Annotated in this window: 28 protein-coding genes and 1 tRNA gene; 22 read left to right on the top strand and 7 right to left on the bottom strand. The window is 49.4% G+C overall.

Annotated elements, in window-relative coordinates:
* Positions 1 to 10: 10 nt before the first annotated feature.
* From AOV_RS03185 to pstB, 4 genes are all read left to right on the top strand, one after another.
* On the top strand, positions 11 to 904 hold the full coding sequence (locus tag AOV_RS03185) for a 4-hydroxybenzoate octaprenyltransferase (protein ID WP_075139106.1): 894 nt from the start codon (positions 11 to 13) through the stop codon (positions 902 to 904).
* A 12-nt stretch (positions 905 to 916) separates the two neighbouring features.
* Positions 917 to 1402, top strand: coding sequence for a flavin reductase family protein (locus tag AOV_RS03180; RefSeq protein ID WP_075139105.1), 486 nt, complete (start codon positions 917 to 919; stop codon positions 1400 to 1402).
* A 210-nt stretch (positions 1403 to 1612) separates the two neighbouring features.
* Positions 1613 to 2353 (top strand): 4-hydroxy-tetrahydrodipicolinate reductase, encoded by a 741-nt coding sequence (dapB, locus tag AOV_RS03175; protein WP_233497239.1) that lies wholly within the window; start codon positions 1613 to 1615, stop codon positions 2351 to 2353.
* A 5-nt stretch (positions 2354 to 2358) separates the two neighbouring features.
* Complete coding sequence (gene pstB / locus AOV_RS03170; protein ID WP_075139103.1) at positions 2359 to 3117, top strand: phosphate ABC transporter ATP-binding protein PstB; 759 nt, start codon at positions 2359 to 2361, stop codon at positions 3115 to 3117.
* Positions 3118 to 3302: 185 nt separating this feature from the next.
* Here the strand turns inward: pstB and tgt are convergent, their stop codons facing one another.
* A complete protein-coding gene (gene tgt, locus AOV_RS03165) occupies positions 3303 to 4484 on the bottom strand; it encodes a tRNA guanosine(34) transglycosylase Tgt (RefSeq protein ID WP_410518157.1) in 1182 nt (393 codons plus the stop codon).
* A complete protein-coding gene (locus AOV_RS05565; protein ID WP_410518156.1) occupies positions 4484 to 4540 on the bottom strand; it encodes a hypothetical protein in 57 nt (18 codons plus the stop codon). The genes tgt and AOV_RS05565 overlap by 1 nt, the downstream gene beginning before the upstream one ends.
* Positions 4541 to 4750: 210 nt before the next feature.
* Between AOV_RS05565 and rpmF the strand changes: the two genes are divergently transcribed.
* From rpmF to AOV_RS03150, 3 genes are read left to right on the top strand one after another with little or no spacing between them, the layout of a single operon-like run.
* Complete coding sequence (gene rpmF, locus AOV_RS03160) at positions 4751 to 4927, top strand: 50S ribosomal protein L32 (protein ID WP_010265167.1); 177 nt, start codon at positions 4751 to 4753, stop codon at positions 4925 to 4927.
* A gap of 6 nt (positions 4928 to 4933) precedes the next feature.
* On the top strand, positions 4934 to 5983 hold the full coding sequence (gene plsX / locus AOV_RS03155; protein ID WP_075139102.1) for a phosphate acyltransferase PlsX: 1050 nt from the start codon (positions 4934 to 4936) through the stop codon (positions 5981 to 5983).
* The gene (locus AOV_RS03150) at positions 5983 to 6954 is read left to right on the top strand and encodes a beta-ketoacyl-ACP synthase III (RefSeq protein ID WP_075139101.1); all 972 of its coding nucleotides are present in this window, start codon (positions 5983 to 5985) and stop codon (positions 6952 to 6954) included. Before plsX ends, AOV_RS03150 begins: the two co-directional genes overlap by 1 nt.
* Before the next feature lie 78 nt (positions 6955 to 7032).
* Here the strand turns inward: AOV_RS03150 and AOV_RS03145 are convergent, their stop codons facing one another.
* Positions 7033 to 7515, bottom strand: a complete 483-nt coding sequence (locus AOV_RS03145; RefSeq protein WP_233497108.1) for a nucleoside deaminase — start codon at positions 7513 to 7515, stop codon at positions 7033 to 7035.
* 178 nt (positions 7516 to 7693) lie between these two features.
* On the opposite strand from AOV_RS03145, the gene AOV_RS03140 reads away from it, so the two are divergent.
* The 3 genes from AOV_RS03140 to AOV_RS03130 all read left to right on the top strand — a co-directional run bounded on the left by AOV_RS03140 (position 7694) and on the right by AOV_RS03130 (position 11158).
* Entirely contained in the window at positions 7694 to 8362 is a 669-nt protein-coding gene (locus tag AOV_RS03140) for a hypothetical protein (RefSeq protein WP_075139508.1), read from the top strand.
* A gap of 69 nt (positions 8363 to 8431) precedes the next feature.
* Positions 8432 to 9892, top strand: a complete 1461-nt coding sequence (locus tag AOV_RS03135; RefSeq protein ID WP_075139099.1) for a replicative DNA helicase — start codon at positions 8432 to 8434, stop codon at positions 9890 to 9892.
* A gap of 132 nt (positions 9893 to 10024) precedes the next feature.
* Positions 10025 to 11158, top strand: a complete 1134-nt coding sequence (locus AOV_RS03130; protein ID WP_075139098.1) for an FAD-dependent oxidoreductase — start codon at positions 10025 to 10027, stop codon at positions 11156 to 11158.
* Between the two features lie 21 nt (positions 11159 to 11179).
* Here AOV_RS03130 and AOV_RS03125 read toward each other — a convergent pair whose 3' ends face one another.
* Together AOV_RS03125 and AOV_RS03120 are read right to left on the bottom strand one after the other, a co-directional pair.
* Positions 11180 to 12124: an FKBP-type peptidyl-prolyl cis-trans isomerase gene (locus tag AOV_RS03125; RefSeq protein WP_075139097.1), complete on the bottom strand. Its 945-nt coding sequence runs from the start codon at positions 12122 to 12124 to the stop codon at positions 11180 to 11182.
* The gene (locus AOV_RS03120) at positions 12121 to 12984 is read right to left on the bottom strand and encodes a polyprenyl synthetase family protein (RefSeq protein WP_075139507.1); all 864 of its coding nucleotides are present in this window, start codon (positions 12982 to 12984) and stop codon (positions 12121 to 12123) included. The genes AOV_RS03125 and AOV_RS03120 overlap by 4 nt, the downstream gene beginning before the upstream one ends.
* Positions 12985 to 13171: 187 nt before the next feature.
* Here AOV_RS03120 and AOV_RS05330 point away from each other — a divergent pair, with 187 nt between their 5' ends.
* The 5 genes from AOV_RS05330 (at position 13172) to AOV_RS03100 (ending at position 16649) form a co-directional block, all read left to right on the top strand.
* Positions 13172 to 13318: a hypothetical protein gene (locus AOV_RS05330; protein WP_158543035.1), complete on the top strand. Its 147-nt coding sequence runs from the start codon at positions 13172 to 13174 to the stop codon at positions 13316 to 13318.
* A tRNA-Glu gene (locus tag AOV_RS03115) sits at positions 13304 to 13376 on the top strand. The genes AOV_RS05330 and AOV_RS03115 overlap by 15 nt, the downstream gene beginning before the upstream one ends.
* A gap of 220 nt (positions 13377 to 13596) precedes the next feature.
* Positions 13597 to 15384, top strand: coding sequence for a ribonucleoside-diphosphate reductase subunit alpha (locus AOV_RS03110; RefSeq protein WP_075139096.1), 1788 nt, complete (start codon positions 13597 to 13599; stop codon positions 15382 to 15384).
* A gap of 60 nt (positions 15385 to 15444) precedes the next feature.
* The gene (gene ruvX, locus AOV_RS03105) at positions 15445 to 15918 is read left to right on the top strand and encodes a Holliday junction resolvase RuvX (RefSeq protein ID WP_075139095.1); all 474 of its coding nucleotides are present in this window, start codon (positions 15445 to 15447) and stop codon (positions 15916 to 15918) included.
* On the top strand, positions 15858 to 16649 hold the full coding sequence (locus tag AOV_RS03100; protein WP_410518155.1) for a GTPase: 792 nt from the start codon (positions 15858 to 15860) through the stop codon (positions 16647 to 16649). The genes ruvX and AOV_RS03100 overlap by 61 nt, the downstream gene beginning before the upstream one ends.
* Here the strand turns inward: AOV_RS03100 and AOV_RS03095 are convergent, their stop codons facing one another.
* Both AOV_RS03095 and AOV_RS03090 read right to left on the bottom strand, forming a co-directional pair.
* A complete protein-coding gene (locus AOV_RS03095; protein ID WP_075139506.1) occupies positions 16650 to 17930 on the bottom strand; it encodes an adenylosuccinate synthase in 1281 nt (426 codons plus the stop codon). It lies immediately after the preceding gene.
* Positions 17931 to 18302: 372 nt separating this feature from the next.
* On the bottom strand, positions 18303 to 18995 hold the full coding sequence (locus AOV_RS03090; RefSeq protein WP_075139094.1) for an OmpA family protein: 693 nt from the start codon (positions 18993 to 18995) through the stop codon (positions 18303 to 18305).
* A 245-nt stretch (positions 18996 to 19240) separates the two neighbouring features.
* Between AOV_RS03090 and AOV_RS03085 the strand changes: the two genes are divergently transcribed.
* The 7 genes from AOV_RS03085 to AOV_RS03055 all read left to right on the top strand — a co-directional run bounded on the left by AOV_RS03085 (position 19241) and on the right by AOV_RS03055 (position 24720).
* On the top strand, positions 19241 to 20725 hold the full coding sequence (locus AOV_RS03085; RefSeq protein ID WP_075139093.1) for a gluzincin family metallopeptidase: 1485 nt from the start codon (positions 19241 to 19243) through the stop codon (positions 20723 to 20725).
* A gap of 19 nt (positions 20726 to 20744) precedes the next feature.
* Entirely contained in the window at positions 20745 to 22727 is a 1983-nt protein-coding gene (gene tkt / locus AOV_RS03080; protein ID WP_075139092.1) for a transketolase, read from the top strand.
* Between the two features lie 17 nt (positions 22728 to 22744).
* Entirely contained in the window at positions 22745 to 22999 is a 255-nt protein-coding gene (locus AOV_RS03075) for a monovalent cation/H+ antiporter complex subunit F (RefSeq protein ID WP_075139091.1), read from the top strand.
* A gap of 7 nt (positions 23000 to 23006) precedes the next feature.
* Positions 23007 to 23306 carry a monovalent cation/H(+) antiporter subunit G gene (locus AOV_RS03070; protein ID WP_075139090.1) on the top strand — a complete coding sequence of 100 codons (300 nt, stop codon included), beginning with the start codon at positions 23007 to 23009 and terminating at the stop codon, positions 23304 to 23306.
* Positions 23307 to 23876: a DUF4040 domain-containing protein gene (locus AOV_RS03065; RefSeq protein ID WP_075139089.1), complete on the top strand. Its 570-nt coding sequence runs from the start codon at positions 23307 to 23309 to the stop codon at positions 23874 to 23876.
* A complete protein-coding gene (locus AOV_RS03060; RefSeq protein WP_075139088.1) occupies positions 23851 to 24309 on the top strand; it encodes a Na(+)/H(+) antiporter subunit B in 459 nt (152 codons plus the stop codon). The genes AOV_RS03065 and AOV_RS03060 overlap by 26 nt, the downstream gene beginning before the upstream one ends.
* Before the next feature lie 84 nt (positions 24310 to 24393).
* On the top strand, positions 24394 to 24720 hold the full coding sequence (locus AOV_RS03055) for a cation:proton antiporter subunit C (RefSeq protein WP_075139087.1): 327 nt from the start codon (positions 24394 to 24396) through the stop codon (positions 24718 to 24720).
* Positions 24721 to 24784 lie beyond the last annotated feature (64 nt).

The raw sequence follows: 24784 nt of genomic DNA, 5'->3' as shown, positions 1-24784 counted from the left end.
GGGACGACTTATGGTGTTAAACAGAGCAAAGAGTCTTGTTGGGCGCTGCGCCCCGTATTTTTCGCTGCTCAGACTTCATAGCGCAGAGATTTCCCTACTTGCCGCCTTTCCCACTTTTGCCAGTATTTCAATTGCATCGAGCAGCACCGTGAAAACTCTGTGGCTTTTTGTTCTCAGTATGTTCGGTGCCGTTGTTATACGATCTGCCGGATGTGTGATAAACGACATCTTTGATAGGAAGATAGATGCGAAAGTAAAGAGGACCAAGAAGAGGCCGCTAGCTTCTGGCACTCTTACTGTTTCTCAAGCATTGAAAGTGCTGTGCCTACTGGTTGGGATTGCTCTGGGTATTTTGCTGTTGACTAACACGATGACTTTCTACCTAAGTATCTTTTTTGCGGTCGGTATTGTGCTGTATCCCCTAGCAAAAAGATATTTTTCCTACCCACAGTTTTTTCTCGGTCTTGTCTTCAACTGTGGTGTGCTGATAGGCTCTGCTATGGCGGCCAATAAGCTGGTTCTTGGGTCTGTGCTTATGTACATAGGGTGTGTGTTTTGGACTACTGCCTACGATACCATATACGCCTGTCAAGATAAGAAAGACGATGCAATTTTGGGCCTGGGCAGCACCGCGATTAAGTTTGGTGATGATATCAGGCTATACATAAGGAAATTATATATACTAACCACCACCATGTGGGTAAGTGCGGGGGTAATATCCTCGTTGGGTGCCGCTTATTATGTGTGCATGCTTGGGATTGCTGGCATATTCTACTACCAATACGCAAAGTCAGACTTTGACAGCCCCAGTAGATGCATGTATATGTTCAAGATCAACATATACGTGGGGGTGCTGCTTTTTCTGGGCGCATTTCTTGGTAGGATAGGTATCAGGTTTCTGTAATTCCCGGTTCGGATGCAACTCGGCGACGTTTCTTCGGAGCTATTTAAGTCTTGTATGGGCAGGTTTGCCACTGGTGTTACTGTGGTGACTACGATGGATAGCTGCGGTGTTATGCACGGGGTTACGGTTAGCTCCTTCAACTCTGTGTCTTTAGATCCGCCACTGGTACTGTTTTCTATTGAGAAGTCCTCCTCCAGGTTTGGCGTATTTAGCTCATGTGCCAGGTTTGTTGTGAATATTTTGGGTGAGCGCCAGGCTGACGTTTCCAGAAATTTTGCGGAGAGGAACAGGAAGTATTGGGAGAGCTACAATTTTGCAGTAATAGATGGTATGCCCGTGATAAATGGGTCCATAGCCTATTTTTATTGTGCAATGCATCATTTATATGATGGGGGAGATCACAAAATTGTGGTTGGTAAAGTGCGGGACTGTAAAATTCTTGATGATGCCAATCCTCTGCTTTACTACCGTGGGGAGTACTTCAGGTTGAATTGCTAATGCCGCTTAGTTGTATACCATATGCCGATTGGGGGGGCTGCTATGAAAAGAAACGTTGCGCATACTCCGTATCTGTGAGACGCTATCATGCGGTCCGTCAGCTGCGTATTTGTGTTGCTGTGTTAACGTAGAGTGGTAGTGCATAAAGGCGTCTGAACATGGTTTGGGGTCCCTGTAGTGAAGATTGGCATAGTTGGTTGTTTGGGTAGAATGGGCCGCCTACTCGTACAGGAGGTGGTGGAGACTGATGGTGTTGGGCTTAGCGGGGGTGTTGTAAGACGAGGGAATGGCCTTGTAGGTGAGGATATGGGAGAGGTGCTTGGTTGTGGTCATGGCGCCAAGATTACGGATTCCAAGGAATTTCTTTTTGATTGCTCTGATGTTGTTATTGATTTTAGTAGTCCTGAGTGTATGCTCGAGTGTGTAGGTGTTGCCTCCGAGAAACGTGTTCCACTGGTCAGCGGTACTACCGGAGTTGATGAGGGGGATTTTCGCGCGCATGCGGAGAAGGTTCCGCTTTTGTGGTCGTGCAACATGAGTTTGGGTGTTACGTTGTTACTGGAGTTAGTTAAAATAGCTGCAGCTGGCTTTAAGGGCTATGATGTAGAGATTCGAGAATTGCACCATAGAGCGAAGAAAGATGCACCCTCTGGAACATCGCTGATGTTAGGTAAGGCTGTGGCACAAGGCACGGGGGTTGAGTTTGAGCCACAACAGCATGCGTTTGGCGCTGGCTGTAGGCGGAGTGGCGTCACGGGATTTTCCGTTGCCAGGGGAGGGGGAGTGATTGGCGATCACGCGGTTATGTTCCTCGGCGATGATGAGATTGTAGAGTTGCAACACCGCGCAATTGATCGGAAAGTTTTTGCGCGAGGTGCCATAAGGGCTGCGCGCTGGCTGGTTGGGAAGCCGGTAGGGCTGTATACCATGTTAGATGTATTAAGGGCGTAATTCCAGTGTCAGAAGTTCATGCTACAGTGCGGGGTCTGAATCTGTGGTATGGCAAGAAGCAGATTTTGTTCAACGTTAACCTAGATGTATGCAAAAGAGAAGTTACCGCGTTGATAGGGCCGTCTGGGTGCGGTAAGTCCACGTTCTTGAGGTGTTTTAACCGAATGAACGACTTTGTCCCAGATTGCAGGGTGGAAGGCAAGATTGACATTGAGGGAATGGACGTACACTCGCCTGACACCAATGTTGTACTACTACGAGCAAGGGTTGGCATGGTGTTTCAGAAACCAAACCCGTTTCCCGATTCAATATACAAAAACATAGCTTATGGGCCTAAGCTACATGGATTGGCTAGGAACAAAAAGCGACTTGACGATATCGTTGAGGAAAGTCTGCGAAGTGTGGGGCTGTGGGACGAGCTGGGTGGACGGCTGAAGGATAGTGCGTGTAAGCTCTCTGGTGGGCAGCAACAGCGTCTGTGCATAGCTCGAGCGATTGCAGTGAGGCCTACTATGCTGTTAATGGATGAACCGTGTTCTGCGCTTGATCCTGTAGCTACAGGTGTTGTGGAGAATTTGATTAAGGAACTGAAGAAGAACTTCACAATAGTGCTGATCACTCACTCAATGAAGCAAGTGCGCGAAGTTTCGGATAGAGTCGCGTTTTTTCACGGTGGCAGAATCGTTGAGCATAATACAACCAAGGAGGTGTTCAAAGCTCCGAAATCGAAGGAGGTCAAGGAATATCTTGCCGACCACTTATAGCAGTTCACTGGCAGTGTTCCCACCGGAAAACTGTACCGTGTAAGAGGCAAATGCCCGATTTGTGGCTCATGGGCTGGCTTGTGGTCGGAGTGCCTCAAGACCGAGTAATTGCAGAAGTTGATGCGTGGGTGTGCTCTCCCTGTCCTCTAGATTCCGCGCATGATACACGGCTTTTGTCGGTGAGCCTAGGCGCAGTTGGGGTTTTCTTGCGTTACGGACTGCGGTGAGGCCGATTCCGGTACCCCGTATCCGCCCAGCCAGTATTCATATTCCTGCTCCAAGGTTTCCTGGACTATCGCCCTTCTTATGCGCTGCATCAAGCTGTTCATGAAGTACACGTTGTGCGTGGTTATAAGGGTGTATGCCAGCAGTTCTTTGGCCTTTAGTAGGTGGTGCAAGTAACCCCTGGAGTGATGGTTACACGTATAACATCCGCAGTCTTGCTCTATGGGCGCCAAAGAACGCGTGAATTCCGAATTGTATAAATTTATATATTCCCTGTCTGGTGAGGTCCTATTTTCAGGCTTTACCAGCGCTGCTCCATGCCTTGCTATCCTGGTAGGGTATACGCAGTCAAACGTGTCTACACCGTTCATTACTCCGTGCAAAATATCGCACACATTGCCTATGCCAAGCAGATGTACAGGCCTGTTCCTGTCAAGCAAACTGGTGGTCAAAGAGACGGTGTCATACATCTGCTGCTTGCATGACCCGAGCGAACCACCAATTGCGTTGCCAAAAAATGGAGAACTGTTAGCAAATTCGCAACTAACGTGCCTCAGGTCACTATGCACCCCACCCTGTATGACGCAATACAAGGCTTGAGTTCCATCTGAGGTTTTTTGGAACTCCTCTAGCGACCTTAACGCCCACCGATTGCTCATGTGCATTGACTGCGCTGTATATTCATAGCTAGTGTGAAAGGGGGTACACTCATCTAATACCACGACAAGATCTGCCCCTAACATGCGTTGAATATGTATAGATTTTTCAGGAGTCAGGTGATACAACTGCCCGTTGATGTATGACCTAAAAATTGCGCCACTCTCATCTATCTTGATGAGAGAGGGGTTAGCCCGCCTTCTTTTACCTTTCAATTCCTCCGATACTGAGCCATATCCCAAGCTGAAGATTTGATACCCTCCAGAGTCAGTCAACATTGGCCCGGTCCAGCCGAGCATATTGTGCAACCCACCCAGTGCGGCCACAGTTTCTTCTCCCGGTTGTAACATAAGGTGGTATGTGTTGGAGAGCACAATCTGCGTGCCGCATTCTTTGACCACTTTCATGTCTAACGATTTTACAGCGGCCTTTGTTGCGCAGAAAATGAACGCAGGGGTGTACAATGTTCCGTGGGGAGTGGAGATTACACCGACACGCGCCCTATTATGCTGCAGTAGGACGTGAAAATTGAAGTTTTGATACAATCTGGTGTACATATAAATTAGCGATAGCCATGGTAGGCCATTTACCGGTATACCGCACCAAAAAATTTTTCGCCCTTATCAAATTTGGCCAAGTTATGGGAAGTTGCCGGTTGCCTAGCTTGCACAGGGGTCCTTTTTTGAAAAATGCTATTGCCAACATCGATTTTCTAGGCCATGATCCGAGTATTGTGGGTGGGGGTTGAACTGTGGCTGTACCCAAGAGAAAAAAATCGAAATCTCGGCGCAATATGCATCGTTCGCATTTGGCGCTATCTGCTGCTAATGTTGTTATTGACCCGACTACTGGAGAGTATAAATTGCCTCACCACGTGTGTTTGGGGGGCTACTACAACGGGAAGCAAGTTACTGAGTCTAAGGTTTAGTGGCGTATGGTGCGTGACAGCGGCGCATGCGTATCAGTGGCGCTTGACGCTATGGGGGGTGATCTTGGACCCGAAGTTGCCGTGAAGGGGGCTGATCTGCTCCTCTCCGGTGTTGTGCCGTGTAAGTGCAAGGTGCATCTAAGCATATATGGCAAAGAAAGCGCTGTGCTGCCGGTGCTTAGCAAGTATAAGCTGGTAGAGAAGAACAGCGTCTTCATTGACACGCCGGATGCCGTGTTGTGTGACGATAGGCCGTCTTTTGCGCTTAGGCACCGCAGGAAGTCAAGTATGTGGTGTGCAATAGAAGACGTTAAAAAGGGAGTGGTTGCTTCTGCAGTCTCTGCTGGTAACACTGGTGCCCTTATGGCGATATCCAGGTATCTTTTGGGTACGCTGCAAGGCATAGATCGTCCAGCGATTGCTGCCGTGTTGCCTTCCAGGAAGAACAGTTTTGTTGCACTAGATTTGGGTGCCAATGCTGAGTGTGCTCCGGACTCACTCTTTCAGTTTGCGATCATGGGTAGGGCGTTTGCGAGGGCTGTGCTCGGCGTTGAGAATCCCAGAGTAGGGCTGTTGAACATAGGTGCGGAAGATAACAAAGGCACTTACAGCATTAAGGAGGCATTTGCGTTGATGCGCGACGCGAAGCAGGACATTAATTTCTACGGATACGTCGAAGCAAAAGAGGCGTTTGACGGGGTGGCGGATGTTGTTGTTGCTGATGGCTTCTCCGGCAACGTTATGTTGAAGACCTGTGAAGCGGTTGCTGGGCTCACACTCCATATACTCAAAAAAGAAATTTGTTCTTCCTTAATGGGCAGGGCTGCGATGCGTATTTTGCGCTCTTGCTACTTCAAGGAACGGGCTAGCGGTGGCAGCGCTCTGGATGTGAGGTCGTACAATGGTGCTGTACTACTGGGCCTCAATGGTATTGTGGTGAAAAGCCACGGTTCGGCCGATGCTGTAGCGTTTGCCCACGCGATAAAAGAGGCTGTATGCGCGATTAGCCAAGGAGACATGGCGAAAGAAATGATCTCAGAAGTAAGTAACGGTTGATGCGCAGGTCTGTTTTTTGTGGTGTGGGGGCGTTTTTGCCTGCAAAAGTCATTACCAACGATGATCTGTCGCTCGTGGTTGATACTACGGATGAGTGGGTTTTTCGAAGAACTGGCATAAAACGCAGACATGTGGTGGAAGAGAGTGATACCGTATCCGGTATGGCAACCAAAGCTGCTGAGATCGCGCTAGAAGATGCGGGAATATCGGCAGACGAGGTCGACCTCATAATTGTTGCAACCGCAACTCCAGACAAAACAATGCCGAGTTGTGCAACTATGGTGCAAGGGAATTTGTGTTGCAAGAACGCAGCCGCGTTCGATGTAAACGCCGCCTGTTCGGGCTTTTTGTATGCTCTATCGGTTGTAGATAGCATGATAAAAGCTGGCCGGGCTAATGTTGCTCTGGTCATAGGGTCCGAGGCTATGTCTAAGGTGGTTGATTGGACTGATAGGTCCACGTGTGTGCTATTCGGTGACGGTGCAGGGGCATGTGTGTTCAAGGGGCAAGACGAACAAACGGCCGGATCCGATGCCGGAGTTATGTCCACTCTTTTGTGCTCTGATGGCTCACTTGGTGATGTGCTTTACACAAACGGTGGGGTTGCCTCTACAGGTAAGGCGGGGTACATATGCATGAAGGGTACCGTGCTATTCGAGCATGCGGTGGTTAGGCTATCATCTGCTATTGCAGCGCTACTTGAGAGTAGTTCGTTGGATGTTGACTCGATTGATTGGTTTATTCCCCACCAGGCCAATGTGCGAATTATTGACCTTGTTATCAACAGACTAAAACTTTCCAGGGATAGGGTCATCTTGAGCATAGATGAGCACGCGAACACTTCGTCTGCATCCATACCGCTTGCAATGTACGAAGCTAAACGTGCTGGTAAGGTTAAGAAGGGCGACCTAATATTGCTTGCCGCGATAGGTGCTGGTATTACGTGGGGTGCGAGTTTGATTAGACTGTAGTCACCTGTACGTATGCCTTGCAAGTGGGGGTTGTTAGATCTGATATATGCGGCCAGGAGACGCATTGGTAGGTGCTAGTTAAGCGCTGGTGTTGTTTCCCCCATGGTGGGTGCTGTTGGTGTCCCGTAGCTTATGGAAGAAGTTTTTCAATATTTCCGCGTTTTCTCTCTCAAGGAACCCACCGTATACCTCGGGGATGTGATTGCAAAACCTAAATACTCGGGCGCCGTGCTCTACCCCCCCGAACTTTGTATTGTATGCGCCGAAGTATAGTCTGCGGATTCTTGACAAAGATATCGCGTACGCACACATGGCGCACGGCTCAAGAGTTACGTACATATCACAATTGTCTAGCACATGAGTTGACAGGTGAAGACAAGCCTCCCTGATGGCAAGCATCTCCGCATGTGCTGTTGGGTCTGAGTTATGAAGTGTTAGGTTGTGCCTGCTTGACACCACAACGCCGTGCTCATCAACAACTACGGCGCCAACTGGAACCTCAGCCGGTGAGCTGACCGCTTCATGCATTGCTAGCCTCATGTAGGGGGATTCTGACGGCATAATCACGTCTTTAAAACACTACTCCAAGCATAGGACAATAGCAGCCGTGCGTAAAGGTGCTGTAATATGCATAGTGGTTACTCCTGGCTTAACGGTGATTAGCCCGATGCAACAGACACTTTGTATGTACGCTATAGTATGCTAGAATCGGCGCGGGTGCGTGTCCGAGTTTGTAGGTGTGATAAAGAAGTTGCTGGGGCTGATACCGGGTGCTGGAATTGTGGGGGTTGCGTTGAAGGGTGCTGCGGCGTCTGTGGGGCTGCTTGCATCTCTAATGCTGTTTATTAAACCGGTGAGAAGGTGTGTATGCAGGTGCCTGAAGAATATTCTTCTCTGGCCGTTCAAAACACTGAAAAAGGGGCTTGACTACATTTGGCAAGCCGTAAAAAAACTGCTGCACAAGCTATGGGGGGCTATCGATGCCTTGCTGTCCGCCGTGCGGCGCCTGGTTGCAAAGATTGCCAGCCTATTTGGCAAAGAGTCGTCTGAGACGTCAAGCGAGAAGTCTGCGGATGAGCACGACGTGGATGAGACACTGACAGACCAGGAAAAGTACAATGTTGAAAAAGAAGACAAGCTACTCAAAAAGGACCTTGCATCTGCACAGAAGCATGAGGTTGCCGATGATGGCGTAAAGTATGAAAGCACTGCGCAAATTGTTGGGGTGGCAGAGCCCATAGGTAAGTGGACTAGGCTTGTGATGTCGGAGAGGCAGGAAAGTCTGGCTCGCTTGTTCAGTTCAGGTGCCAGAGTTGGCGATAACGGCGAGCTTCCCAATGGATTCTGGCAGATGTTTGTTCGTATGCCCAGCAGATTTCAGGGCAAATATATTGCAAGATCTAGATAGCTGTCTGCTGTTGGTTTGCAGCATGGCCCCCTGGTGGTATAATCCTCCGAGGCTTGTTGGGGTTTTTTGGTGCAGGACTTAAAAGAGGGCAGTACGCTAAGTACTATAAGCAGCTTGCCCAGCAACATTGAAGCCGAGCAGATGCTCATCGGTGCGATGTTGAGGGACAACAGAATCTGCGATGCTTTAGAGGATATAATAAGCGCAGACGTATTTTTTGATCCTCTGCACGGGCGGATTTTTGACCAAGTAATAAAAATTAACCGGCGTGGCCTTGCCGCCAACGAGATTAGCCTGAAGATGTTTTTTGACAATGACGAGGCATTGATTGAATGTGGCGGCGCTGAGTATTTAGCCAAGATCGCGGCAAAGGCCAGCGTAGTTTTCGATATAAGAAGTGTGGCGCAGGCTGTGTTTGATGCACACCTTCGACGTTGCTTAATTGCCTTTGGGAACGATGTGGTAAGCAATGCGTACGATTATGACTCTGACAACCCTGCGGAACAGCAGATAGAAGATGCAGCGCAGCGGCTGTTTGTGCTGGGTAGCAGAGGTAGATCCGACAGGAATTATCACAAGTTCTCGGTATTGGTAGAGGACGTGAAAAAGAAGATCGAAGCTGCCAAGGGCGGTGCAAACGCTCTACAGGGAGTATCTGTGGGGCTTAAGGATTTGGACCAACTGTTAAATGGGCTGCAGAATTCTGATCTAATAGTTGTAGCTGCGCGCCCTTCTATGGGGAAAACAGCCCTAGCTTTGAATATGGCCCTAAGTGCTTGTAAGTCGCTTAAAAACGACGGAAAAAGTGTCGGGTTTTTCTCACTTGAAATGTCTGCAGAGCACATTGCTTCTAGGATCATATCGATAGAATCTGAAATCAGTTCCTACAAGGCCCTATCGGGCAAAATTAGCAGCACGGATTTGAATCAAGTATTGAAGGCTAGCGAGAAAATATGCGATTTGCCACTGATAGTGGACGATTCATCCGTTTTGTCAATTAGCGGACTCAGAACCAGGATAAGAAGAATGCACCAGCTTCACAATATTGGGGTTGTTTTTGTAGACTATCTGCAGTTAATCAAGGGAACTACGAAGCGGAGCGGAGAGAATAGGGTGCAGGAAGTTTCTGAGGTTACTCAAGGCTTGAAAGCCATAGCGAAGGAGCTGAATGTTCCACTAGTGGCGCTTTCCCAGCTCTCCAGGCTTGTTGAGCAGCGTGACGATAAGAAGCCCCAGCTGTCTGACTTGCGTGATTCTGGAAGCATAGAGCAGGACGCAGATGTGGTAATGTTTTTGTACAGGGAGGAGTACTACGAATTAAGAAAACAGCCTGCTGAAGGGACTGCCAAGCATGCAGAGTGGCAGATGAAGATGAATGCAATTAGCAATGTTGCCGATGTGCTTGTTTCAAAACAAAGAAACGGGCCCATAGGCAATATTAGACTTTTTTTCGAGCCTGAAAAAGGAAAATTCAGGGATTACACTGCGCGCTACGATGTTTACGATAGTGGTGGGGCGCGTTCTGGATAGTGATAACCTGCTGCCAAACGTGGGGCACTGTCTGTTGAGATGCGGAGCGGTTACTGGACCGTGCTGCGCCTTGTTCCGAGCACGGTCTGTTGCGTTTCTTGGTGTATTAGGCCTTAGTTTGAGAATGGCGATATGGTAAAAACTGCGGGGATAGCGGGGGCTGGACTGGTTGGCAGACTACTGGCTCTGGCGTTGCTGCAGGATGGATGGAAGGTGTCGATCTTTGATCGAGATAACGCACTGGGCAAACGCAGCTGCGGATTTATTGCTGGGGGCATGCTTTCTCTGTATTCCGAAGCGGAGACAACCGGGGGTTTGGTTATAGAACTGGGCCACAGATCTTTGGAGTTGTGGCCCGGAATTCTTCGTTCCGTGGGTGCGAGTGAATGTCTCAAAATGTTGGGGAGTATAATTGTAGCCCACGCAGGTGACTTGCAGGAACTGGAGAGGATATGCGCCATCATCCGGCGGAGATTCACTGACCTTTTTGGTAGTCTCTGCATTTCCGATGAAATTCACACACTTGAAAGCGGGCTATCTGTACGCCACGGTATGTACATTCAAGGAGAGGGATGCATAGATAGCATGCGGCTTTTTTCACGTCTGGAAGCCACATTAATTCGTCTAGGTATCAAATGGCTTTGCAATACACGTGTGGATGAAGTAGCGTCTAGAGCGTTGGTGGTGGACGGCAAGCGACACGTTTTTGATGTGGTTTTTGACTGCAGGGGCATTGGAGCGAAGAGCGCGGTTCCCGGCTTGAGGGGGGTGAGAGGGGAAAGCATGCTACTTCACGCTCCCGAAGTCGTCATCGGCCGCCCAATTCGCATGGTGCATCCCAGATACAGCGTGTACATGGTACCCAGATCTGAAGGTAGGTTAATAGTCGGTGCTACGGAAATAGAAAGCTGTGACTTCTCAGAGATATCGGTTAGATCCGTGCTCGAACTGCTATCAGCCGCATACTCGGTCCACAGGGGTTTTGCAGAGGCCAGGGTGCTTGATATGATGTCTGCCTGCAGACCCGCATTTTCGGACAACCTTCCAAGAATTATAGTTGAAGATGGCGTTATAAGGATAAACGGGCTGTACAGACATGGATATCTGAGCACTCCGGCAATAGTGGAGGAGGTAATAAGCCTGCTAAAACACGGAAGTGCGCGCTACCCTGGGCTTATTAATTCAGAAATGGAAGTAGGGTGCGAGCAATTGCATGGCGTCATACGTGGAGCAGCGCACAACAGTGGCATGACAAAAAGAGAGTAGTACCCACACCACGGAAACCGGCTATTCTATACTCGAGTCCGAGTTGGGAGCCTTCTTATGTTTGATCTGTGCGTCGATAATCTTGACGCCGTGCTTATCCACGGTTTGATCGAAACCAGACAAAAGCTCTGGTGGTACTATTATAGACCTCCGGCTGTCCGACCTCAGGCCAACTACTCCCAATTCCAACACAATCGGGACGCTTCTGTTGCCTATTATGAAGTCAACAACCTGGTCCCCAACTAACACTTTCCCGCGCACATCCTTTATCGTGTACTTAACAGAGACAGCATCACCGCATCGCGCCACGGTCACTGCCTCCTTGATGCTGGTATCGCGCTTGTCGAAGGACATAAGGTTTCTTATGTCATGAGCCTCAGGCACCTTGTCATCCACAGACGTGAGATGTACATAATAGCTGTCAGATTTTCCCTCTTCGTCACGAGTTACTGTAACAACCCTGCTGCCGCCCCGCCTCATACCGGCCAAAGCGTAGTTTATCTCCTTGACCTCATGCGCTCCAAGTCTGAAACTCACAGGTTGCGTGCTGCCACTGATCTTGCGTGCGGCTTGCAGCGGGTCTATGGTCTCCTGGCTGTCCATGGGGAAGTGTAAAATCATTGCGGAGACCTTCTGTCCACACAGCACCTCGCGTCCCTCACCTTCTTCTAAGTCAATCAGGCGGAAATTCTCCTCAGGAGGTGCAGCAGATGCCGCGTCACGCAGGTATTCTGCTAGTCCTTGTTCGCTTATGTACCGGTCAATCCTCGCTTCTATTATCGGCCGTAGCATCAGGGCTCCTATCTTGTATGCAGGGCTATCATTATCAGTGACGGAAACCTTGTAAGGCTTATCAGTGTGTTCGGTTATGCCGGAGACAATGCTGGTGGACACCGCTCTCAGCAGCAACCCAAGAACGGCGAAAACCGCAACTACGTACAACAGGCGATATGCTAGGACTTTCATACGCTTAAGTTTTCAACAAACACAATAAGACCGCCGAGCGTATCTACATCACCAGGTAGCTTCTTTAGGTGCTTTTCACACTTACGCAACAAACCATCGATATAGTCTCGCGTTTCTTCTGTCCCGAGAATATATGCCATGCTGCCGAAGCGTCGCTCGCTATCCTCCCCAGCGTCACTCAGATCATCCTTCGCTTGGAACGCGCAACCTAGTGCAGCACCGTACTCAGCCAACGCCATTCTTTCCTCGGCAGAAGCCCCACCCAAAACTGCGCCAGCCTCGCAGGCGGCAGAGAACAACCTGGCGGTTTTCAATTCGTGTACCCTCCTGACTTTCTCAAATGACGTCAAAGAGCGTGTTTCCATGTCCAACATCTGCCCGGCTACCATGCCGCAACGGCCACACGCCTTGGACAGCAGCTTTATGATTTCACACCTTACGGCACAACCCTCATTCATGGTCGACAATAACTCAAAGGTGAGTGTAAGTAAAGCGTCGCCAGTTAAAACTGCAACCGCCTCTCCGAACTTTGTGTGGCAGCTTTCCCTGCCGCGCCTGATAGGAGAGTTATCCATGGATGGCAGGTCATCATGCACTAAGGAGTAGGTATGCACAACCTCAATAGCAGCGCTCAACCGCAACGTTCTTTCCGCGCTGACGCCAAAAACTCGCGCTGACGTACTTGCCAAAAACGAGCGTACGCACTTTCCTGGATTCGATATGGTATAGCTCAAAGCTTCGTGCAAGACTGCTGACGGGCACTCAGCCTTTGTTGCGGACGCCACCTGAGCGAGTTCCTTTTGCACCAGAGAGGCAAAATCCTCTACCTTCTGCCGTATGTCGCTGTAGATGTGGTGCATAGACGGTGTAATCAGATTCCTCCTCAGTATACAAGAGTTTGCTTGCATGTCCCAGGTTTTTACTTACATGCACATTTCAAAAACTCGAATTTTACATTTTCGTTTTTATGCAACTTGTGGTACTTTGACGGCGTTTGGTATACACCTAATTAGTGTACGTGGTTGGTAGTTTGTTGGTATAGGGTTTGTGTTTCGCGGGTCTGTTGTCGGGTGTGGGTTGCGGTGCTTGCGCGAGTTTTTGGTGCGGCTGGTGGGTTGTGCTGCAGTAGGAATTTTGTTTGACTGTAACGGTGCTGATGATTATATATGGGTCTGCTGTGACTCCTTCGTCTAGTGGTCTAGGACCCCACCCTTTCACGGTGGTAACGCGGGTTCGACTCCCGTGGGAGTCACTTACCGGCCGGGTGCGGCGTAGGTGTTTCTAAGGTTGGGGTTAGTCCCGTCGGGGTTTCTTTAACTATTGGTTACCGATGACGGGGAGCTTTGTCCCTTTTGTTACGTGAGTGCTGTATATAGTACTGAATTGTCTGTATAGGTACTGTATATATTCAAAGGCGGGATGCGTACCGCTTTTCGGGTTTGTATGTTAGTAAATGTAGGAGGTATGACAAGGTGTCACCGATTATTGTCGACCGTACCAGGGACAACAACCTTACTAACTTTGGCAAGGCTGTGCTGTCTGATAGGTATTTGCTGGATAACGAGGACTATCAGCAGCTGTTTGTGCGCGTCTCCCAGTATTATTCAGATAATGACGAGCACGCCCAGCGGCTCTATGACTACATGAGCAAGTTGTGGTTCATGCCTGCTACTCCGATATTGAGTAATGGAGGAACCTCCAGGGGGTTGCCGATTTCGTGTTTCTTAAACGAGACCGAAGATAGCCTGGTTGGTATATTGAACCTGTGGAACGAAAACGTATGGCTTGCGTCGCGTGGTGGGGGTATAGGGAGTTACTGGGGCAATCTCCGCTCCATTGGAGAAAAGGTTAGAAGTAGTGGAAAAACTTCGGGGATAATTCCATTCATAGTCGTGCAAAATGCGTTGACCTTGGCCATAAGCCAGGGTTCTTTGCGCAGAGGCAGCTCCGCTGTGTATTTGCCCGTCGGTCACCCAGAGATTGAGGAATTTCTAGATATCAGAAAGCCCACAGGTGGTGATCCCAACAGGAAGGCGCTAAACATCCACCACGGAGTCTTGCTTACTGATGAGTTTATGAAAGCGGTTGAACAGGATAAGCCCTGGGACTTGGTGAGCCCCAAGGATAGGTGCGTTATCTCCACCGTTAGGGCTAGGGATCTGTGGATAAAAATTTTGACCACCCGGGTTGAAACGGGAGAGCCGTACGTCGTATTTGTAGACACAGTTAACAAGCACAAGCCAGACATATATAAGGAGCTCGGACTAGAAGTAAAGATGTCCAATCTGTGCACTGAGATCACCCTTGCTACAGGGGAGGACCACCTAGGAAAATCCAGAACCGCGATCTGCTGTCTTGCGTCCTTGAACCTTGAGTACTACGACATGTGGAGCACGGAGCCCTTGTTTATAGAGGATGTAATGCGGTTCCTAGACAACGTACTCACAGATTTTATCAACAAAGCTCCTCCAGAGATCGAACGCGCAAAATATGCTGCGATGAGGGAGCGCAGTATTGGGGTAGGAGTTATGGGGTTCCACTCATTCTTGCAGAGCAAAATGGTGCCCTTTGAATCTTTTGCTGCCTCTGTGTGGAATAAGAAGATTTTTGAGTATATAAAGAGCCAGGCGGATGAGGTTTCTTATAAGCTTGCGCTGGAGAAGGGGCCATGCCCTGATGCTGTGGATGCTAACAAAATGGAGCGGTTTGTGCATAAGCTCTCCATTGCTCCAACTGCTTCCATATCCATAATTTCCGGCAATACTTCACCGGGAATAGAGCCGTACGCAGCGAACGTGTTCACTCACAAGACTCTTACTGGCTCCTTTGTGGTGCGTAACAAGTTTCTGCAGAAGATGTTAGAGTCTAAGGGGTTGGATAACGATCAAGTTTGGTCGTCCATTTCTACCAACGAGGGTTCCGTGCAGCATCTGGATTTTCTCACCGAGCGGGAAAAGCTTGTATTCAGGACTGCTTACGAGATGGATCAGCGCTGGATAGTTGAGCATAGCAGTGATAGGGCCCCGTATGTGTGCCAGGCGCAGTCAGTCAACATCTTTCTTCCTGCAGGTGTGCATAAGCGGTACTTACATAAAATACACTTTCTTGCTTGGAGGAAGGGGATAAAAAGCCTTTACTACTTAAGATCCAAGTCGGTACAAAAAGCAGACAAAGTGTCCCACGTTCATGTCGGGCAGGCGGTCTCTCCGCAACGGCAAATCACCAACTTTGACTATGATGAATGCTTGGCGTGTCAATAGTCACATGGTTTGTATTGCGTAGCTGAGGCTTGCCGCGTACTTGGCTGTGGCAGGTTGGTTATGTTGTGTGAAAGCATAGAGGGTTTCTTTGAGGCGTTGGGGGCCAATAGGAGAATTCTGGGGCTGGATTTTGGTGAGAAGAAGTTTGGCCTTGCCGTGAGCGATAGTACGGGTACCATTGCGATGCCGCATAGTGTGTACCTTAGGAGAAATATGAGGCAAGATCTGGGCGAGCTGAACGCTATTTTGAAAAGGGAGGGGATCTGCGCGGCAGTTGTGGGCTTACCACTGCAGCTTGATGGCATGGAAGGAGAAATGTGCGCGGTAGTCCGCTCTTTTGTACAGAAGCTGATAAAAAAATCTGGTATTTATGTGTACCTACACGATGAAAGGTATACCACCGCAATGGCCAGTAGAACAACTGAGAGCCTTGGATTGCGCAGAAAGGAATCTCAGAAGGTGGATGATAAGATATCTGCGGCGCTGATTTTGCAACAAGTGTTGGATATGGCCAAGGGGATAGAAACACCCTAATAGCGGATTTACACGACATAGGGCAGCAATGCATAGTAGCTACAGGAGGGAGGGGTGGGGTTGGCAACGCCCAGTACAAGAGTTCGACTAATCGTGCGCCCACATATTTCACCTATGGGACATTAGGGGAAGAGCACTGTGTTCTGTTAAAGCTCAAGATAATTTCAGATATTGGGATAATAGGCATGCCCAATGCTGGGAAGTCTAGTCTATTATCACGTTGTACAGCATCGAAGACTAAGGTTTCTGACTATCCCTTTACAACCCTAGAACCACACCTTGGGGTTGCATATGCAAATGGGTGTGGGCTGGTATTGGCAGATATTCCTGGTCTTATAGAAAATGCCAGTTCTGGTGCAGGGTTAGGGCACAAGTTTCTCAAGCATATTGAGAGGTGCGTCATACTCCTACACCTTGTAGATTGCTCACTTCCAGATATAGTAGGTGCCTATGAGCTAGTCAGGCAGGAACTTAAGTTGCATAGTGAGGAGCTTGCTTGTAAGCAAGAGGTGGTCATACTAAACAAGTGTGATCTACTCTCAGAAGGGGAAGTTAGGGAGAAGCAGCAACTTCTGGCGAGTTCTATCAAGAAAGAAGTGATTACCCTATCAATTGGTGATGAACCAAACTCCTTGATTGTCTTTTTACATTCACAGGTAAAGAAGGTAGTTGTAGAGCCATCAGATGCATCATTTGACCCATTCCTGTACGTACACTACAACAAGAAGTAGTCAGGGATTCATTGATACGATGTGGTTTCTTTCCGGTCCTGTAGACACCAAGCTTACTGGTACTCCAACCAACTCCTCCAGTCTACTGATATATGACATTGCATTTTCTGGAAGGTCACTACGAGAGACAGCTCCCAATGTGCTAGTGCGCCATCCCGGTAAAGTCTCGTATACAGGCTCTAACTTGTTTTGTATATGGGATGCAGCGGGGAGGTAATCATATGATTCCTCACCACATCTGTACCTGGTGCATATTTTAATCTCATCAATTGTGTCCAGCACGTCTAGTTTGGTTAGTATCATTTCAGATGCGCCGGAGGATAGGGCAGCTTGACGCACAGAGACTGCATCAAACCAGCCACACCTCCTTACGCGGTTGGTTACAGTGCCTACCTCTCTGCCACGCTCGAACATAGTGTCACCAACTGCTCCGGTTTGCTCTGTGGTAAAGGGCCCATTACCAACCCTTGTGGTGTAGGCCTTTGCGAGTCCGAGAACTCGTGTATCTCCGAGAATGCCTACGCCGCACCCCACCTGTACATAGCCCGCTACTGTGTTGCTAGACGTTACATATGGATACGTGCCATGATCGACATCAAGCAACGCGCCCTGCGCACCTTCGAACAGTACGGTCTTACCTTGCTTAATTAGGTTGCTGATGATTTCTGGAACAGGCTTCATAAAGGGCAAGACCTTTGGGGCAATTTGCATCAACTCATCCATGATTCCCTGTGGAGAGGCTTCCAGTCGGTTTGTAGCCCTTCTTAGCAGATTGTGGTAAGACAACAGGCACAGTACTTTGTCATAAAGCGATGTTTCATCCAGCAAGTCACACAGCCTTATGGCCCTTCTGCCAACTTTGTCCTCGTAGCACGGGCCAATTCCCATACACGTCGTGCCTATGGACTCATTTCCACGCATTTCCTCCATTATAGAGTCCGCATCCCTATGCACACTAAGAACCAATGGGCAGGACTCGGACAGGCACAAACTGTCAGGGTCAAGAAATATGCCGCTGTCCCTGAGGCTTTCTACCTCCCGAACGAATGCGTACGGATCTAACGCCACTCCGCTGCCTATCATGGACAGCTTGTTTTGCCGCAATACGGACGTTGGCAAAAGACTCAGTTTGTACACTCTCCCATCCGCAACCACTGTGTGTCCAGCATTGTTACCCCCCTGAAACCGTACTACAGCATCGGCACTCACAGACAGCCAATCCACAATCTTGCCCTTGCCCTCATCTCCCCACTGTAGCCCCACTACCACTATGCTCGCCATCTGCTGCCCATGAAAATTCCTGGCCAAGCTAGCAAAATAAAGAAATAGTGTCAATACTGTTCAGGTGCACAACACCACCAACCCTGTAATGGGCACTCGTAATACACGCACTAGAACCCATAGCTGCGAACTGCCGATTCCCGCGCACAAAGAGCAGCCGACCACACGACGGCCGGCCTTTACCAACGACACAGACGCTCCACCAGCCGCGCCCAAAAGCGGAGACTAACCACCAACGCATCTCAAGGAACAAAAAGCCGCGCGGACACCCCACGCCCCGCTGGGGCTGGGCGTTCACGCAATGCCGCGCCTGGCGTAAATAGCAGATAGTGACCGAGCAAAAGCCACGCGGCCCTTACTACCTGGGTTTGACTACTCTTCCGAGTCCTGCTGCACCACTTCTGGTGCCGCCTCTGCCGCTTTTTCAGACGCTGACTCCGCCGCAGACACCACTTCGGAAGCTACCTCCTCTGAAGAATCTTCGAGGGGATTTTCGTCGGAAACCTCGCCGCCACCGTCACTGTCTTGCTGAGCTGTGCTCCGACCAAAGCTGAACGGCCACCTGATGGCCCTTTTTTTCTTGGGAGACACTGTATGCTGACACTCCATAATGAGCACAACCCTGCGGTTTTGGGCATGCGCCTTCTCAGCTTCCTTAAAGTCGCTTGAATATACCAGAACTTCTGGCTCCGCCTTACCCCTGGACTGAGTAGATATTCTTGGAGACAGCGACCTGTCACACCCTAGTATGAACTCCTTAACAGCATTCGCCCTTCTCTCACCCAACGCCAGGTTGTATTCCTCCGTTCCCCTTGAGTCTGTGTGCCCGATAATAAGTAGGGTAGACCTCTTATTCGCCTTCATTCGCTCCACCAAGCCCAGCAACACCTTCTTGCCGGAACCCTTGATCTCGTACTTATTGAAGTCAAAATAAACCTTCTCTACCCTCCCGGCGCTAAAAGGCACGCCGACAACGTCTATGCCGACCTTTTCCTTACTGAAAAGGCCGCAGCCCGTTACGGAAAGCGACGCCAAGAAGCACAGAGCCAACCAACGATGCAGCATAGTAAAACCCTCCCCTACACTAAAGATTCAGCTGCGATAACCACTGAAGAACCCCACTGCGCAAAATCATTGCTTAAAACCGAGTCAAGTCAAGAAAAATAATTTATCCTACTTGGTTTATTTGTTATAGCTTTCGCCGCGATGTATGGTAAATTTAGCGCATGTCTGCCTAACTGACAGCGGTCTCCTAGGTTGTTTTTGGGTTGTGTCTTAGTGGGGCCGGTCTCGTTCCGGGTGTTGTGCGTATGAAACATTATAAATTTTTGGAGCAGGTATTTACGAAGGTAAACCACGTCATTGGTGTGGTCAGGGTTCTCTACGCTGACGATTCGGATTTCGATTGTAAAGTCAGCAGAATATGTACTCTGAGGGAGGTGGTGCAGGAGATCGTAGACAGTGAAGTGGTCGCGGAAGCCATAGACTTTGCACTTGCAAACAAGGGGCAGTTGGGAGATTGGGAGGTTGCAAACCTCCATTGCATCAACAGAATATACAGGCGCCTTAGGGGGTTGCCGATCAATCTAGTGAGTTGCCTAGTAAAGGCCAGGGTCACCTGCAGGGCGAAGTGGGCGCTGTTTTGCCAGGGGGATGAGTCCGCACGTAATGTGCTGGAGTGCCTTGCTGACGTTGTCAAGCTATCTTCAGAGGCGGCTGCCATGAAGGTTGAGGATTTGGGGGCCGCAAGCAAGTACGACGTCATGCTTGGCGCTTATGATGGGGATCTTACCACCAAGAAGATGGATGAGGTCTTCACCGATATGGGGGCATTTTTCCGGCAATTTGCTGGAGAGGTTATGAACAGGCAGAGCGGCAGCAGTGAGGCTTACCCCGCGAAGACTGTTGCTAGTGACAAGCAAATGGCCCTTTGCAAGCACATAGCTGAAGCCGTTGGGGGAGGGCTTCTTGAGGCTGTGTGTTCACACAGAAAGATGGATTTGTTAAGCGAGGAAGGGGTTGCCAGCAGTATTGGGAAAGGCGCGGATGACTGCGAATATGACTACAGACTTGCTTTAAGGGATGCATTGGAAAATGCTGGGAAGTTTTTATACTGTTCGAACCTGCCTCAGAAGTGGAAACACCAACCAGTGGGTAGCTGCCCGGGTAGCGTGATGTATGAAGCTCAGGGGTTATTGATGTCTTGTCACTTGCTGAGAGACAGGGAGTTTATCTCATTCATCCTTCCGGCAATGAAGAAATTTCTCTCTATTAGGGGAAAAGCGGCCGATATTGACAATATATATGCTCACCTTACCGAGGTTCGGCCAAACATGCTGCTAGAGAAGTCAGATGAGGTCAGCTCCCTTGCGCATATAATGCTGCGGTACGCACTGGAAAAAGAGATAATAAACGACGACTTGAAAGTCAGTGAGTTGCCGGATGCCTGGGCCCAGGGCATGAAATACTATTTCGATTCCGTGCCCTCTGATGACAAGGAGGGGTTCATGCAGGACGATTACTGGGTAAGTGGGATTTTCGGTTATGTGCCTTGCAGGGTGGTGGCATCGATTGCGGCGTCGCAAATTTTTTCTGCGATTAAAAACAGTAAGGTAGACGTTTGTAGCGGGGTGGGGAATGGAGACTTTTCTGGTGTCGTCGGCTGGCTTAACAAACATGTATATTCCCACGGTGGAAGATACAGCAGTACCACTTTGCTAAAGAAGATTACTGGGAAGAGAGTCGATGTGGATTCATACAAGAATTACCTCATCGGCAGGTATCTCAGCATGTAGGCTGCCCGGGAATTCATTGATGGGATACGACTCATATCAAATTATGGCGAAAGCGGTTAGGCTTCTGTCTGTAGATGCCATACAAAATGCTGCCTCGGGGCATCCGGGGATGCCACTAGGCATGGCCGATGTTGCTACCGTGCTGTTTTCAAAGTTTTTGCGGTTCAGCGTGAACCATCCGTCATGGTTTGATAGGGACAGACTAGTTCTCTCCAACGGGCATGGGTCCATGCTCATGTACTCAATAATGCACCTGGTTGGATATATTGGGATTGACGATATAAAGCGTTTCAGGCAACTCCATTCGATAACTCCCGGTCACCCGGAATACGGTTGCACCACGGGTGTTGAGGTGACTACAGGTCCCCTAGGTCAGGGCCTTGGGTGCGCCGTAGGCCTCGCTATTGCTGAACGCATGTTCTCCCAGAGATTTGGTGATGATCTTATCAATCATCACACATACGCTATAGTTGGGGACGGCTGCTTAATGGAAGGAATCAGTCATGAGGCCGCTTCTCTAGCCGGACACCTGGGTCTGGATCACCTAATTGTCTTGTTTGACGATAATGGCATCTCGATAGATGGGAGTACAAGCTTGGCGACCTCTGACGACGTACGTGCAAGGTTTTCCGCCTATGGGTGGGATGTATTGGAAGTTGATGGGCATGATTTTGGCGAGATTGAGCGAGCGATTGGAGTAGCCAGGGAATCTAGGGGCAAACCATCTATAATTTGTTGTAGGACGGTCATAGGTAAGTTTATGCCTCCCAAGGCGGGAACTGCTGCTGCGCACAGCTGGCCGTTTTCTCCTGAAGATGCTCAAGAGTTTCGGAATGCTATAGGATGGGAGGGTGAGAGGTTCGAAATTCCAGAGGAAGCTAGGACTTTATGGCGTGAAGTTAGAGCAAGGGCTGAGCTGGAATGCGATCTATGGATGAAAAAATTTGCTGGTTGTGAAAGGGCTGAGGCACTTAACGAAATACTCTCAGATGGTGTGCCAAACGGTGTCATAGATGAACTTGATGCTCTGAAAAATACCCTTTGTGAAACACGCCCAACCGAAGCAACCAGAAAATCCTTCGGCAGAGTTTTAGAATTCTTGGCAACAAGGGTATACAAGCTCGTCGGTGGGTCATCCGATCTCACTTCCTCCAATAATACTAAGGCGCCCCACATGGAGGTGGTAAGTTCTAAAAGTTTTGACGCGTCCTATGTGCATTATGGGGTGAGAGAGCACGCGATGGCCGCGTGTATGAACGGCATGGCACTTCATGGGGGCATAATACCCTACGGTGGGACCTTTCTAGTTTTTTCTGACTATTGCAGGCCCGCTATAAGATTGTCTGCATTGATGGGGTTGCAAGTCATATACGTAATGACTCACGACTCCATAGGTGTGGGGGAGGATGGCCCCACCCATCAGCCCGTAGAGCACCTCGCTTCCCTGCGTGCCATACCAAACCTGTACGTTTTCAGACCTGCAGATGCTATTGAGGTTTTGGAATGCTGGGAAATGGCTCTGAAACTCACCAAGTCACCATCGTTGTTTGCATTATCTAGGCAGAGTGTGGGCTTCAACCGTGTGTGCTATTCCCGTGACAACCTTGCCGTCAAGGGTGCATACATAGTGCGCGAGCATGAGGGGGATTTTAGGGTTACTATCTTTTCTACGGGTTCCGAGGTAGATGTGGCACTGGGTGCCAGGGACATTCTTCAAGATCAGGGAGTCGGCACCAGAGTGGTTTCCATGCCTTGCTGGCGAATATTTGACGAACAAAATGCAGATTATATTGCGAATTTGCTGGGCAATGGGAGCTTAAAAGTGGCTGTGGAGGCGGCTTGTTCTCTGGGGTGGCATAAGTACATAGGTGAGAGGGGTATATTTATAGGGCTTGACAGGTTTGGTGCATCAGGTAAGTGTGAAGATTTGTACAGGCATTTTGGGATAACAAAGGAAAATGTAGCTGGTACAATATTGGCTAGGTTGCGTTCTGGGATGTAGTTACTTGGGAGTTAGCTGTGCTTGTTGCCTCAATTTTCGTGCTTGTTGCGTGCATGTCTGCGATGCTATATAAGGTCATCGTGTCGAGGCTTGTGGGCGACAGAATGTTGGCAGCTAGCGCATTTAACACATTTGGCGTTGTGCTAATTACAGCCTTTGGTGTTCTTACAGGTAACCAGGCGTTTTTTGTTGATGTATCTCTAGTGTATGCTTGTATCGGGCTCGTGTCCGCTATAGGGTTTTCCAAATTTTTCGCGTCTAATTGGGAGTGAGAGATTTATGTTGCCACTGTTAGGTATGGTAACGCTAGGTGCTGGGTTGTTCTTTGTGGTGATAGCCGCCGTTGGGGCCTTCCGGTTTCCAGATCTTCGTTCTAGGGTACATGCCGTGGGGGTTGCAGACTCCGTTGGTGTAGCGCTTGTATTGTGTGGTTTAGCCATGCAGTGTGGGTTGTCTGTGTTTACAATCAAGATGTTTGTGCTAGTTGTACTGTTGTGGATTACCTCAACAACCGCATGCAACGCCATTGTGGGCGCTCTCATGTCCCGGTGCAAGAGTGATGATACAGATGGTGGTTAGATGCACTTGGATGTGAGCATGGCTGTAAACTGGGCGCTCCTGCCACTGTTGGTAACGTCAGCAGCAGCAGTTGCGCTATGTGAGGGAGTGTTGGTGAACACTATTGTGATGTGTACATTTAGTCTCACCATGGCAGCCGCCCATCTGGTAATGGCTGCACCTGATGTTGCCATAACAGAAGCGGCTGTGGGTGCTGGGCTCAGCACTGCGCTGACTCTCGTTGTGCTTTCCCGCCTTGGATATGTAGGGAGAGACAAGGTTGGCTATGTGTGGACCAACTGCAGCGCGGTTAGAGTCCTCTTAGCCGCATCGATCGCACTATCCATGTTTCTGGCGTTAATGTGCGCAGTTTTGGATTTGCCTGAGTTCGGAGACGCAGCTTCCCCGGCAAATATCCAGGCAGCAGCCTATTTCGAGCATACAAGCCGTTATGTGGAAATTCCCAACGTAGTTACTGCAATTCTGGCGAGCTTCCGTGGATATGATACCATGGGCGAGACGCTGGTCGTGTTCACGGCTGCCATGTGTGTATCATTACTACTGGATGGGGGAGGTAAGAAAAATGCCTAGGGGGGAGTGCGTTGTTCCAGGTAGCAATCCTGCGCTGCGCAGTGCAGCGACCGTAATGCTCCCGGTGATGATACTGTACGGTTTGTATGTACAGGTTCACGGTGATTACAGCCCAGGAGGCGGGTTTCAGGGTGGAGTTATAGTAGCCTCTGCACTGGTCTTATACCATATGGTGTTCGGAGCGGCGCAAGTTTCCAGAGTCGTGTCCGCTTCCTTCCTGCAAGGGATGGGTGCCACGGGGTTGCTGTTATATATAGTTACAGGTGCTGCATCCACAATTCTCGGAAAAAGTTTCCTTTCCTACTTTTTTGCGGTGCTTGATGCTGTTTCCGAACAGAAACTTGGCATATTCATTGTTGAGTTGGGTGTCGGTTTGGTAGTGTGTGGCTCTATGGTGAGCATTTATTTTGACTTTGCATCGCGGGAAAAATAGATATACACTGACTGCGCGGCCCCGTGAGCTTGTGTGTTGTGCGGTGAGGTCGTCGTTGGGGTGGTACAGCACAGGGGGAGCTGAGTGTTCTTCTTTCTACTGCATGTGAACCATGTGGCGGCAGCCCTGTTGATGGCGATTGGCCTGTTTACTATAGTGGTGACTGACAATCGTTTGAAGAAGTTAATGGGCTTGGGTATTTTTCAGTCTTCCGTGTTGCTGTTCTACATTTCTTTAGGGTATGTAAGAGGTGCTAAAGTGCCCATACTTTCTGGGCAGGCAGGGGAGGCGTTGTATAGCAACCCGTTGCCCAGTGTTTTGATGCTTACCGCTATAGTGGTAGGCGTGGCCACCATGGCCGTTGGGCTTGCTATGGTCATGAAGATAGAAGCAAAGCCCGACGCGGCTTGAGAATTTTTGTTCGCAACACAGAGTGTTGCATATGTCGGTTTTTGTGGTGCTCTAGGTGGCCTTT

Source organism: Anaplasma ovis str. Haibei (assembly GCF_002214625.1).
GTDB lineage: Bacteria > Pseudomonadota > Alphaproteobacteria > Rickettsiales > Anaplasmataceae > Anaplasma > Anaplasma ovis.
This window is presented reverse-complemented; position numbering and strand designations above follow the sequence as displayed.